Here is a 12836-nt window from a genome sequence, read left to right as displayed (position 1 = left end):
AAATATGTATTCAGAAGAAATCATACAATCTTTAACTGAAAGAATTGGGTTTGGTTCACCACAAGAGGATAGCTTCACTTTAACCATAAGTGAAGCCATCCAAATTGGTGCTTCTGGTCGTGTTTTCAAATCATTTCATTCATTAGTAACGTTAGAAAATATCATTGCTGCAGTTGAGAATATAAACCCAACGGCAGTTGAATTTATAGCGATATTGGATGAATTAAAAAAAGGTGCTGTTTTAGAGTCTTTAAGTTTAATCTTAGACTCACATGAAGACTATATAAACGATGATAGCTATGATGCTAGCATTACTCAAAATATAAGTCTTTTCGATAATGTAATTGGCTATAAAGTAGCGATTATGGTTATTGAAATGTTTATGACCACCAAAAGAAACAATATAGTTGAGCGAAATGCTAAACTTTCTGTATCAAATTTAAAATTGGAGTTAGAAGGATACAGAAATGAAACAGGTTTTTTGGTTGCAAAAGGATTGGTTCACAAGTTTGAAAACGCTATTAAAACCGCTCAAAAGAAAATATTTCCATTTAAAATAATTGTTCAAGACGGTAATGCTTGGTAATCATGGCAAATTATAACACATATACATCAATCGGAATTGATACTAAAATCAAGTTTATTCAAGATGCTTTACATGGCCATCTTGGATTTTCTAATGTTGATTTTTATGGACGTGTTCAAAAAAGTTTGAACAAAGATTCAAAGACATTTATTCCAGAAGTTCATGTTTCAAAATCAGAACGAAAAGAAGTGTATTATGATGATAAAAATGCGCCAGGAGGAAATGTTTTTTTCGTTGAAGAAGATGATAAACACACCACCAAAGACGGAGTTGTGTTTGTTGCAAAAGTTAAGATTGTCTTTATGTTGAATTTGGATAAACTTTATCCAAATGCTAACAATAGAGCTGATACAGAAGTTCAGGATCATTGCCTAAAATTGATTAGAAGATTAAAAATATTAGATATTACGGCTGTTGAAAAGGGCGTTTCAAACGTGCTTAAAGGCTTTAATATCGAAAATGTAAAGTTGAATGATATGCAACCTTACCACACCTTCTCAATTAATGGCGAGTTAAAATACATGTTTAATTGTAAAACTGAAAGCGGAATTACTAATAACAATGGAGTGGCGGGTAATTCTTTTGTTTGCGCTAATGGAAACAAATACATTCAAATCCAACACACTTTTAATAATCCTTTTACACCTAATTTACAGACAAAATTTAAAGATTTTACATCTTTAGAAATAACTGAAATGTGGTTAAATAATAACGATTATGCTTGTGGAATAGGAGGTTTGAATATTTTTATTTGTACCGATAGATTTGAAATAGGAAGCACGATAAGGTTTTCAAATAATTCAGAAATAATGCCGAACAATTCAATTTGGAACGGATATTATATAGCTAATCAAACTGGATATAGTGGAAATGGTTCTATTAATGGCGTTGACATTGAATATAGATTTAACCCAAATAGATCATGCCCTTATGGCGCGACTAACCCAATAACAAACCCTCCTTTGCCTTTAAATTTTTGGGCTGACACAGTAGAGCCAGTAATAATAAAAATAGAAGGCGGGGTAGTTACAGAAATCATTTCATTACCTATGAACGGTTTTGCATACGAAGGATAAAAAAATATTAATTGTAAAAACTAAAAAAGATGGTAAAAGCTATTATAGAGTGCGCTCAAGCAGACGCACAAACAATGAATACAGGAGCTAAAGAGCAATGTTTGACCGCACCGGTTGTACGACATGCCTTAGCCGTTACTTCTCAAGAATTCGCTACAGCTACAGCGGCTAAAACGTTAGCGACTTGGAGAACAGCAGAAGCCGACAAAGAAATCATTCCATTATTTGAGATTGAAACTTTGGCTGTAGCTGACACAGAGGACACTTACTACGAAGGTAGAAAGCGTTACAAAACTAAAAATGGTAAAAAAATCAGAACATTTGAGTGCCACTTAGGGGCTTGTTCTCATAGAGCGTTAGCTTCTTATCACAATAAGAAAATGCGTGTTTATGAGTTTACAGATGCTCAAGAAATCAAAGCATGTACTGTTGATGGAACAAAAGTTCGTGGTCAATTAGTTACTATCGAGGTTGGTAAAATGGTAGATGCTACGGACGAGAAACCACAATACACACCTGTAACTTTGACTTACGAAGATTACAAAGAGTTTGAGAATGGTCCAGTAGTTTTAAAACCAACTTGGTCACACATCGAGTTACAAGGTATTTTCGATATTGATTTAGAATTGGTTTCAGCTTCTGCTACTTCAATCAAATTTACTGCTTCTGCTGGATGTTCTGGCGACGATGTTGTTAAAGTATTTGAAAATGCGGACGTTGTTCTTTTAAATGCTTCTGGAGCTGCTCATACACATTCATTTGTTCCTGCAGATGAAAATGGAGTTTACGAATTGACTGGAACTGGCTTTGCAAATAACTTTACCGTTAACTTAAACGGAGTTATTGAAAAAACAGAAGCCACTTACGAAAGTACAGGTGCTTTAACTATTTCAGGAATCTAATAGTTTCTGATTATGCCAAAAGCAACACGTAACCAGTACAACGGAATTACGTTTGAAGAAAATTATAGTAGAACGTTTGACCAATTTAAAGCTGAATTCGAAAATACACACGTATTCAAGAAGATTGCTGAAAAAGAAAGGCTTGCTGAATTGAAAAAGGCGTTTAAAATCGCCACTCAAAAGCCTAAAGAAGAAGTTTAAATCAACTTATTGTAGAAGAGGACGTGTGATGTGGAAACATATTACAACGTCCTTTTTTTATTAATAATCATCATGGCCACACTAAAAGAACAATTACAAAGAGCAAATAAACTTACTCCCGAAAAAGTAAATCAGGAGCTATTTGATTTTATCCGAAGTATTGAATCGGAATTGACCGCTTTAAACAAAAAGCAGTTAAACGAAGAGTCAAAGGATATCTATGGCGATGCTATTGGGTTCTATTCCTATGCAACCGAAGTAATCACAAAAGGAGCTAAAAAGAAAGGAGAACCTTTTGATGCTAAAGACACGGGCAAGTTGTTGGGTGGTTTATATGCGAAAATTCAAAACAACATGGTTGTATTTGGTTCAACTGATCCAAAAGTGGATTTGATTATGGATTCAGACAATTGGCTTTCAAAAGACTTGTTTGGGCTTAGTGATGAGAATTTAAACATGGTTATTGAGCAAAAATTAAAGCCATTTGTATTACAACTTTACAGAAACACATTAGAGATATGATTTACGATTCATTAGAAACCATTCCATATAAGATTTTCATGCGTATTGTTGAAGATATTTCATTAATTCATTTGCTTTCTTCTAACAAAGAGGAAGACAAAGAAACACTTCAAACAATATGGGATAGCTTATTCGAGGAATATAACACACTTTCTCCCGAAAAAGAGGAAATGAAGCTTTTGCAATTAGAAAAAGAGATTGCCTTTATCGAATGTAAACATAAAGGGATTGCGGTTGCATTAACTGCGCTTGATTTCGAGTACAATCAGGAGCTTGTAGACATTCTTTTGTCTTATGGGTACAAACTATCAAAAGAAACGTATTACGAGGATTTAAAGCGAATTGAACGCGAATCGAGTGCTTTAGAAATGAAAGCTAAAAATATCAAAAAAAGGCTTCCAAAAAAGGACGCCAATTCTGTTTCAGTAAGAGTTACAACGGATAGAATATTTGCTTTCTATACTGCTGTTTTAGGAATTGATTTTGACTATAATAACGTATCGGTTACGAAAGTACTTGCCTTAAAAGAACAGGTTGACAATAAACTAAAAAGTATTGAAGACCAAATGAAAAAAAATAAATCCACCAATTCTAAAAAATAGAAACTATGTCTGGAGGAACAATAACACGTAAGGACCTAATCACCGATGAAGGTCTTGAATTCGGAAAAGAATATGCTAAAAATATTCGTTTGGCTATTGAAGCCAATGATGATTTAGTAGATTCCGCAAAAGCATTGGCACAAATCGCGAACTCATACCAAAAAGCTAATAATTCTCAAGCCTTTATTACGGCAAAAAATGAAGAGAAATTGGCTTTGCAAAAAGTTGAAAACGCAATTAAAGCAGAAGAACTTGCTTTGAAAAGTGCGGAAAAAATTAAGCAAGAAGCATTGAGAACTAGAAAATTAGAACTTGACGCTATCAATAAAGAAGAAACCGCTAAAAAGCGAAGCACTAAACTAACCATTGAGGAACGCGTTCAGAATGAAATTAACAACCGAGTATTAAAACAAGCTGCACTTGAAAAGTTAGGTTTGGTTTCGGCTTATGATAAATTGAATCGTTCCAGAACAGAAGCTAAAAATAAACTTCGTGATCTGATTGCTACGGAAACAGCGTCTACCGAATCTATTAAAAAAGCACAAGCGGAATTCGATAAGCTAGACGCTAAAGTAAAACGAGCTGACAAGGCAGTTGGAGACTTCACTAAAAACGTTGGTAATTATCCAAATCTTAACTCTTTCACTTCTGGATTGAGAGATTTAGTAGGTGCGTTTGGTTTAGTAGGTGTAATTACGGCATTTGCTTCAGTTGTAAAAGGCAGTATAACTACTATTCGAGAATTTGAACAATCGGTTGCAGATTTAAGAGCAATAACCGGTGCAAGTGGAGAAGATTTATATTTCTTAAAAAGCAATGCTATTGAAATGGGTAAGGGAGTTAAAGGCGGTGCTAAAGCAGTTGTTGAATCGTACAAACTTATTGCATCGGCAAAACCTGAATTACTTGAAAATGTAAAATCATTAAATCAAGTTACAAAAGCTGTTATTACGCTTTCCCAAGCATCTGGAATGGAATTACCAGAAGCAGCAACAGCCTTGACAGATGCCATGAACCAATTCGGAGCACCAGCAGAAGAAGCAGCTTTCTTTATTGATGCGTTGGCTAATGGTGCAAAATATGGTTCTGCTGAAATTCCACAGATTACAGAAGCATTATTAAAATTTGGTGCGGTTGCAAAATCATCAAATGTAAGTATTGGAGAGTCTACAGCTTTGATTGAATTATTGGCAGAAAAAGGATTAAAAGGCGCAGAAGCAGGAACGGCTTTAAGAAATGTTCTTTTGAAATTGTCAGCTCCTGATGCTTTACCGAAAGACGCCCAAAAAGTCATTCAAGGATTGGGTATTGATTTTGAATTTTTAAAGGACAAAACGGTAACTGTTCAACAAAAATTTGAGGCTTTAAAACCATTATTACAAGATGACGCTTATTTGGTTAAGGTTTTTGGTATTGAAAATGTTACTGCTGCTAAAAATGTTTTAGGGCACACCGATCGATTAGCTGAATTGACATCTAAAATGGATGAATTTGGAACAGCAAACGAACAGGCTGCGTTAAGAACTCAAACTTTAGAAGGAGACATTGTTAAGCTAGGTTCTTCATGGGATAGTTTTATATTGTCATTAAATAAAGGCGATAGTGTAATTTCTCGTTCATTATCTAATTTGATTGGTTTGTTAAACAAAGCAATTGAGGGTTATGCTTTCTTATTGGAATCAGATAAGCAACAAGCAGCAAGGTTACAAGACAAAACCTATAATGATAATTTACAAAATTCAACTAAAGCAATTTTTGAGAATTATAATCAGATTGAAAAAGAGATAAAAGGGATTAATGATTTGATTTTAAAACAACAAACTTTACTTAGAAGCAATCCTAATAATAAAAACGTAAAAGATGAATTACAAAATTTAAACGCTCAAAAAGAGGCTTTAAAAGAGTTATTAGATGTTGAAAAAGAATCTATTTCATTAGATGCTGTTTCTGCTTTGCCTGATTTAGAAAAAAGAGTTGAATCAATAAATTCAGAAATAAAAGCTTTAGAAAGTAAAAACATTTCTTTACAAAAAGTAGTTGATTCAGAAACATACGCAACATCAAAATACGCTGTAGCATCAAATGAGTTAAAGAAAAATGAAGAAAAAATAAATAAACTAACAATTACTTTGGGTTTTGCTAAAAGTGATATTGATGCCTATAGATCTGCTTATGAAAAATTGAATCCAGCCATAAATGAAAATACAGGAGAAATAGATAAAAACACTGAGTTATTAAAGAAAAATCAAGAAGCAAAAAAAGAAGCTGAAAAAAGAAGAAAAGAGGAACTTGCTAGATTAAAAAAAATTGATGACGACGCTTTTGCTTTATCTAAATTTAGAATGGAACAAGAGATTGAAATAAGCAATGAAATTGCCGATAATGAAACAGAATCTATAGAAACTAGAATTAGCGCTTATTTGAATGCACAACAAATTGAGGTTTCATTAGCTCAAGAAACCGCTTCACATAAATTGAGAGCCATTTCCCAATATAGTGATGAGGTTCGAGATTTAACGAATGCGGAAATTCAGACCCTTATTAATGGTGGCCAAATTAAAAAGCAATTATCAAAAGATGAGGTTTTAGTTCTGGAGCAGTTGAAAGCTCAAAAAGAAGACCTTGATAAAAAAGATTTGGCTAATCGTCAAAAAATCATCGATTCAATTGTAGCTATTGAGCAGAAAAAAACGGATAAGGTTTTACAAAATCAAGATACTGAATTAAACAAAAGGCTTGAAGCAGAAAATAAACTATATGCTAAAAATCTTGAATTATTAAAAGGTAATCAAGCCGAAATTGAAGCCTTGACATTAAAACACGAAGAAGAAGTTTTCAATATCAAAAAAGAGTATTCCAAAAAAGCTTTAACTGAACAAATTAATAACTTACAAAAGACTTTAGATGCAGAAGCCAAAAAGCCAGAAGCAGAAAGAATATCTGCCGATAAAATTGCCGATATTCAAAATAAAATTTCAAAGTATCGTGTTCAGTTATCAGAAGAAGATTTAAAAAACACTCAATTAGTTGCTAACAAAAGAGTAGAGCTTGAAAAAGAGGCTGCGAATTTAATTAAAGAACTTCAAAGTGAATTAACCTCTACTATGAAGGATTTGGTGTTTGCTTTATTTGATGCTAAAATACAAAGCATTGATGCTGAAATTCAAGCCAATGACGAATATTACGCACAGCAGTTAGAAATGGCTGAAGGTGATGCTACTCAAAAGGCATTAATCGAGCAAGAACGCGATAAAAAACGCAAAGCTTTAGAAAAAGAAAGACGTAAGGAAGAATTTAAAGCTGCACTTGCTCAACGTATTTTGGCAACTGCTCAAATTGGTATTGATTTAGCAAAAACATTGACCGCTATCAATTTAGCTGCTGCTCAATTAGATGCTATCACTTTCGGAACAGGTGGAAGTCCTTACCGAGCAATTCAAATTCCTTTAGCAATAGGCTTATCGGCTGCTCAAACTGCTTTAGTATTAGCCTCTCCACTTCCAAAATATGAAGAAGGAACAAAAGGAAAACCACATAAAGGAGGTAAAGCTTTAGTGGGTGAGGTTCGTCCAGAGGTAATATTAGAGCCTGGCAAAAATCCTTATGTAGTTAGTAAGCCAACGATTTTAGATTTAAAGCGAGGAACAGAAGTAATTCCTTCTATTGATGAATATCAACAAATCAAGCGAGCTTCTATTTTAGCTAGTTTGGATATGGAAGCAAACAAAGGAAAAAACTACCAAGGAAATGAATCTTTCAACGCTCGATATGATGCTGAATTACTTGAAGAGCTAAGAAGAAACACCGAAGCTACAAAGAAAAACAAATCAAATGTTACAATACAAAACAACATTGATTTAGGGCATGAGATTTGGAAATTGTCTAACATAAAATGGGGAGCATAATGAGTAATGTAAATCAAGCATATTTCGATAGAGTAAGATTCATATTGCAGAATGACAACCTAGGCTCTTTAATTATTGAAGAGCCAATAGGTTGGGATAATGACGAAAAAGAACTTACAAGACATAAAGATTATCACGGCATATTTCCTAAATTCTCAAATAACTTAAAGTTTCAAGGGCAAGCATACGACTACTTGAAAACAATTTATGATGTTTACGGAATTAATGCAGAAGTTCGTTTGGTAAAAGACGAGAAGCATCCAAAAACAGACCAATGGACTAGGTCATACTTTGGTTATTTAGATATGTCAACGCGACAAATTGAAGAAAACAAAATTTCTTTTAAATTCAATTCTGGTGGTTTAGAAATGGAAATTAAGGCCAGGGAATCAGAATCAGTTGAAATAACAAGAAATACTACTTTAGACGGGTTGCCATTATCGGATTTACCAATAAATGAAGTTGAATTAGATGGCAGAAGAATATTTTTAAAAACATTGTGGGAAGCAGACGAAGTAAATAATTCTATTTTCATGGGTGTTCGTTCAAGCGATGGTAACACAAGGGGTTTAACAGCTGGATATCCATTTAAGTTAATTACAAAATCACACGATGAAGCACATTCTGTAATTCCTGCTACTGAAGGTTCTGAAAATAACGGAAGTACAGGAATGATGATGCTTGCTATATTTGATAGAGAAAGAACAATAAGACTTACAGGAACCGAGACGTCTTTTCTTCCAATAATTATAGAAAGTGACTGGCAATGGGCACAATACAAAATTTCATTAGTTATTTATGAAAATGGAATAAATTATAATGTTAGAGAAAGAAGAACTCTATTTTTTGCAGATACAAATCCAAATGGAGAAGGAGTAACAACTTCATTATATAATTTTCAAAGACCACTATTCCCAAGTGGATCAATAAATACTGGAAATACTTTTAGTTTTGACTTTGATGAAACTATTAATGTACAATCTGGAGATTCTGTGGCAATTGAAATATTTATAAAATCAGATTTAAGAAATACTGCTGGTTCAGAACGTTATTATGTAACTACAACTGAAATGAAAGGTAAAATAGTTGCAGAAGAAGATTCTTTCTTTGAAAAATCAATTTCAAAATGTGTGTTGCCACATGAAGCTGCAGAAAGACTTATTGAAATTTATACAAATAAAAAGGTTTTAAAATCGGATGCTTTAGGCAGAACAGACATTGGATATCAAACTGACGGAAAAGCCTCTTTAGTTGGATTGTCTCATGGTTTTTGGATTAGAGGATTCGATAGTTTGCCTGTAGGAACAGAAGAAAATCCAAATCCTTTCAGACCACTTACGACTTCTTTAAAAGAATTTTTGGAGAGTTATTCAGCAACTCATAATTTAGGGCTAGGAATTGAAAATGACGGTTTCAAAGAGTTTGTTAGAATTGAAGAGTTGGGATATTTCTACAATAGAAATACAACTATTAAATTGCCTTATCAGGTAAAAAAAGTAAAACGTTCTGATGCTGTAGATTACTTTTATTCTTCTATTGAAATGGGTTACGAAAAGGGAGGTGATTATGAAGAAGCTTTTGGTTTGGCTGAGTACAATGGAACAACAAAGTTTTCAACTGTCATAAAAAGATTAACTAACAAATACACTAAGTTATCTAAATATAGAGCAGATAGTTATGGTGCTGAATTTGCTAGACGAAAACCAAATCTTACTCATGGAACAGAAGATACTCGTTACGATTCAGATGTTTTCCAATTCGATATGAAACGCGATACTTTAAGCAATGTTTTCAAGTTGAGAAAATGGCAAGATGATTTTGAGATTGCACCATCTGGAACATTTTCACCAGAAACGGCATATAATTTACGTTTATCGCCATTCAATTGTATGCTTAGGCATGGTTGGACTATCGCTTCGGGGTTGACAAAATATTTATCTGATTATGTTAGATATGCAAGCTCAACAGCGAATAGTTCGCTTTCTACAAAATTGATTGGTGGTAATGAGTATGCAGAAAATGGAAATATTATTAACTCAGAAATTGGAAGACCTCGATATGTTCCTGAATTCATAGAATTTGAGCACGAAGTAACTTTTGAAATTAATCAACTATTAATGGGTTCAAAAGTTGTGTTGGGTAAAAAAATACCAAACATTTATGGTTGTATAGAATTTACAAACGAAAATGGAGAACAAGAAAAAGGTTTTTTAATGAATTTAAAGCCTAATAAACAAGGGCAATGGAAATTACTTAAAGTAAATTAATTATGGCAAAAATTTTTAAAATAACATTCAACGAAGATTTAGTAGTTGGAAGTACTTTAACATTTGATATTAGAAACAATATATTCACACCTTCAATAGTCTTTTCTTTAGGACACCAATGGGTCACTTTAAGAAGTGCTGCATATAAGGTTACAACAGGTGTTCCTGAAATTTATAACCCAGGAGAAGCAACAGCAATTTTATATATGCAAGCTATACAATTGGATTATGGTGGAACTTTTTCTAATATATCAAGAGTTGGGAATTCAGTTTTTTTAACTGTTGATTATAATTATCTTGATTTTAAAGGTGGTGTTGCGATGATGAATCCTTCGCTTGCTGCTGATGTTGATTTTGAATTGGTAACCAATGTAACTACAATTGAAATAGATTCAACTTTATTTTCTCAAGCTTCGACACTTACTTGCCAAAATGTATCAGTGGAAATTGAAACCAATATTTTAGCGACAAAAATTATAAGTCCGGTGGCTGTAAATCCTAACACAAACAATCCTTTTACTTTTGAATGGTTAAGAGGTCAATCGATTAATATTGTTGTTGAGGATGCAAACGGGAACCAATACACACAACAATTAGTTACGCCAAGTTTATTAAGCCCCAATGATTTTAGTTTACAGATAAATGTAAGTCCTGGAGGAACAACAGCAATAGTAGAAAATTCAGTTGCAGTTGGTTTGGATTTTGAATATTCATTAGATAATTCAACTTGGCAAACTTCAAATGTATTTAGTGGCTTGATTGCTGGAAGCTATACTTTGTATGTTCGTGATCAATTAGGGTGTGCAATTTCCAAGACTTTCATGGTTGATGAATACGGAATTCAAACACCATATTTTTACATTTCAAAAGCAAATAGTATTCGTTTTGCAAATAGAATTGATTTTGGTGATGGAGGAAATTATAAAACAGATGAAAACACTTTGAGTTGTGAGGCAGATGTTTTACTTCCTTACCATGAGGTGCAGTTGTTTCAAACGGCTGATGTGATTACAACACAATTCAAATCGAATTATGAAACTAATACAGCAAAAGTTATTCGTGCCAATGGCGTTGAGGTTTTAGTTCCAGTTGTAAAAAAATCAAACTACATTGGGAATAAAGATTCTCGCGATGCTCGTAAGTATGACTTAGGAAGTGGTAAAACGGGTATTTATTTTACTTCTGGAAACATTTATAATTACGATACTGGTTTTCCAACAGGAGAAACACATTATCTAAATGGTGGGCTTCCTATTTGGGCGAAGTCAGGCGGTTATGTGAAAGTAGATGCTGAATGGTTTTTGATTGAAGATGTATTGTTTGATGAAAGCAAAAATGCTGAAATTATCGTTATTTCAAGTAGTTATTCTGGCGTTGAGGTTTCGGTAATTGCAGGAACTATTTACAATATTTTTGATTATGAAATTTACGAGTTCATTATCGATATGGTAGATTATATTGATGAGGTTATTCGTGTTTCAATCATTGCAGAAGACGACAATTTTACAACCATTACTTTGCTTTCGGAAGATATCAATATTCAGGTGATGCATGAGTTTACAAAAGAGATAAGCTATTGGAATAATGATAATAACGATGTGTTTTATGCAACAGGAATAAAGCACAAAATTAGACTTCCATATCATAAGCGTTCAGGTGATGTTGAGGAATCTTCAGAATTGCATAAAACGGATGTTAGTTCTGTTCTTTTGAGTTCTGAATTATATGAGGTTGACGAGTTTAAATTTGAGCCTGTAACTAAAGAAATTTGGAGAAAGCTAATGATCGCGTTGTCTTGCAAAAACGTTTTAATTGATGGCGTTGGTTACGTTAAAAACAATAGTTTCGACACAGAAGGACCATTGGAAGATACAAACCTTTACGTGTTATCTGCAAAGATGATTAAAACGGGTAATGTATTTACTTCTGAAATATCAGGAAGCGTTGATTTCAACTCTACAAATGTTGAGGTGCCAGGATTGATTGATATTGGTTCGGGTGGTTTCTTGAAATACTAAAAATAAAAAACGGATAACTTCAAGGCTATCCGTTTTTAGATTTGTTTTACTCAAATGAGAAATCAACTTAAAGCCTCTTTAATTAGAGGCTTTTTTTAATCTATTATTAAATTCATCAGCAGATATCCCTGAATCTTTAAAAGCTTCTGATGCTTTTTTTAAACGTTCTGTAAGTTCTTGCATTTCTTTAGTTTTTCCACTTCTTAAGTTTCCTTCTAAAACAAAATAATTACCATTTTTATCAGTAATCATTTCGGGTTTTTTGTCGCCTAATAGGTTGTTATTTTTCACTTGCAAATCCTTTAAGTCTATTGAATTCTTCTTGAGTCATTGGTATTTCTCCACTAAATGACCATTTTTTAACCATAAATCTTCCTATCACTCTAAGTTTATAGTCAAAATCTTCAATTTGAATATCGGTAAGATTAAAAGTGTCTTTAATTATATTTAAAAAAACATTTTGGTTAAAATCATTAGGAAGTTCATTTTTTGTAATTCCGAAATCAATATACCAATTAGCATTTAATGGTTTTTTTTCAATGTCTTTATTGATAATATTACAAAAATGCAAAGCAAGTTGTTCAGTTGTTAATTTTGTTGCCATAGTATCTAATTTTTACTAAAATTCTCTAATCCTTTTTTGTGGGTTTCCTCGTCAATCACTGTTAAGTTCTTGTGTTCGTGAATGTGAGTGTGGTAGTGGTGGTTTACTGATTTATCAATGTAGGTTGGTTTTTCCTCTCGGTCAGGAAACAAG

Annotated in this window: 11 protein-coding genes; 9 read left to right on the top strand and 2 right to left on the bottom strand. The window is 33.1% G+C overall.

Annotated elements, in window-relative coordinates; all coding sequences use genetic code 11:
* Positions 1-4 precede the first annotated feature (4 nt).
* The 9 genes from RSE15_RS04795 to RSE15_RS04755 all read left to right on the top strand — a co-directional run bounded on the left by RSE15_RS04795 (position 5) and on the right by RSE15_RS04755 (position 12079).
* A complete protein-coding gene (locus RSE15_RS04795) occupies positions 5-586 on the top strand; it encodes a hypothetical protein (protein ID WP_324069826.1) in 582 nt (193 codons plus the stop codon).
* 2 nt (positions 587-588) lie between these two features.
* On the top strand, positions 589-1662 hold the full coding sequence (locus tag RSE15_RS04790) for a hypothetical protein (RefSeq protein ID WP_324069825.1): 1074 nt from the start codon (positions 589-591) through the stop codon (positions 1660-1662).
* A 29-nt stretch (positions 1663-1691) separates the two neighbouring features.
* A complete protein-coding gene (locus RSE15_RS04785; protein ID WP_324069824.1) occupies positions 1692-2564 on the top strand; it encodes a hypothetical protein in 873 nt (290 codons plus the stop codon).
* A 12-nt stretch (positions 2565-2576) separates the two neighbouring features.
* A complete protein-coding gene (locus RSE15_RS04780; RefSeq protein ID WP_324069823.1) occupies positions 2577-2765 on the top strand; it encodes a hypothetical protein in 189 nt (62 codons plus the stop codon).
* 72 nt (positions 2766-2837) lie between these two features.
* A complete protein-coding gene (locus RSE15_RS04775; protein ID WP_324069822.1) occupies positions 2838-3287 on the top strand; it encodes a hypothetical protein in 450 nt (149 codons plus the stop codon).
* A complete protein-coding gene (locus tag RSE15_RS04770; RefSeq protein ID WP_324069821.1) occupies positions 3284-3889 on the top strand; it encodes a hypothetical protein in 606 nt (201 codons plus the stop codon). Before RSE15_RS04775 ends, RSE15_RS04770 begins: the two co-directional genes overlap by 4 nt.
* A gap of 5 nt (positions 3890-3894) precedes the next feature.
* The gene (locus tag RSE15_RS04765) at positions 3895-7794 is read left to right on the top strand and encodes a phage tail tape measure protein (protein ID WP_324069820.1); all 3900 of its coding nucleotides are present in this window, start codon (positions 3895-3897) and stop codon (positions 7792-7794) included.
* Positions 7794-10061: a hypothetical protein gene (locus RSE15_RS04760; protein ID WP_324069819.1), complete on the top strand. Its 2268-nt coding sequence runs from the start codon at positions 7794-7796 to the stop codon at positions 10059-10061. The genes RSE15_RS04765 and RSE15_RS04760 overlap by 1 nt, the downstream gene beginning before the upstream one ends.
* A 2-nt stretch (positions 10062-10063) precedes the next feature.
* Positions 10064-12079 carry a hypothetical protein gene (locus RSE15_RS04755; RefSeq protein WP_324069818.1) on the top strand — a complete coding sequence of 672 codons (2016 nt, stop codon included), beginning with the start codon at positions 10064-10066 and terminating at the stop codon, positions 12077-12079.
* Between the two features lie 78 nt (positions 12080-12157).
* Here the strand turns inward: RSE15_RS04755 and RSE15_RS04750 are convergent, their stop codons facing one another.
* Both RSE15_RS04750 and RSE15_RS04745 read right to left on the bottom strand, forming a co-directional pair.
* Complete coding sequence (locus RSE15_RS04750) at positions 12158-12370, bottom strand: hypothetical protein (protein WP_324069817.1); 213 nt, start codon at positions 12368-12370, stop codon at positions 12158-12160.
* A complete protein-coding gene (locus RSE15_RS04745; RefSeq protein ID WP_324069816.1) occupies positions 12360-12683 on the bottom strand; it encodes a hypothetical protein in 324 nt (107 codons plus the stop codon). The genes RSE15_RS04750 and RSE15_RS04745 overlap by 11 nt, the downstream gene beginning before the upstream one ends.
* Positions 12684-12836 lie beyond the last annotated feature (153 nt).

The organism is Flavobacterium sp., from assembly GCF_035195345.1.
Lineage (GTDB): Bacteria > Bacteroidota > Bacteroidia > Flavobacteriales > Flavobacteriaceae > Flavobacterium.
This window is presented reverse-complemented; position numbering and strand designations above follow the sequence as displayed.

What these genes read in the sequence shown, in the direction of transcription:
- RSE15_RS04795 (WP_324069826.1), top strand. Translation starts at nt 5, where the DNA reads ATGTATTCAGAAGAAATCATACAATCTTTAACTGAAAGAATTGGGTTT.
- RSE15_RS04790 (WP_324069825.1), top strand. Translation starts at nt 589, where the DNA reads ATGGCAAATTATAACACATATACATCAATCGGAATTGATACTAAAATC.
- RSE15_RS04785 (WP_324069824.1), top strand. Translation starts at nt 1,692, where the DNA reads ATGGTAAAAGCTATTATAGAGTGCGCTCAAGCAGACGCACAAACAATG.
- RSE15_RS04780 (WP_324069823.1), top strand. Translation starts at nt 2,577, where the DNA reads ATGCCAAAAGCAACACGTAACCAGTACAACGGAATTACGTTTGAAGAA.
- RSE15_RS04775 (WP_324069822.1), top strand. Translation starts at nt 2,838, where the DNA reads ATGGCCACACTAAAAGAACAATTACAAAGAGCAAATAAACTTACTCCC.
- RSE15_RS04770 (WP_324069821.1), top strand. Translation starts at nt 3,284, where the DNA reads ATGATTTACGATTCATTAGAAACCATTCCATATAAGATTTTCATGCGT.
- RSE15_RS04765 (WP_324069820.1), top strand. Translation starts at nt 3,895, where the DNA reads ATGTCTGGAGGAACAATAACACGTAAGGACCTAATCACCGATGAAGGT.
- RSE15_RS04760 (WP_324069819.1), top strand. Translation starts at nt 7,794, where the DNA reads ATGAGTAATGTAAATCAAGCATATTTCGATAGAGTAAGATTCATATTG.
- RSE15_RS04755 (WP_324069818.1), top strand. Translation starts at nt 10,064, where the DNA reads ATGGCAAAAATTTTTAAAATAACATTCAACGAAGATTTAGTAGTTGGA.
- RSE15_RS04745 (WP_324069816.1), bottom strand. Translation starts at nt 12,683, where the DNA reads ATGGCAACAAAATTAACAACTGAACAACTTGCTTTGCATTTTTGTAAT.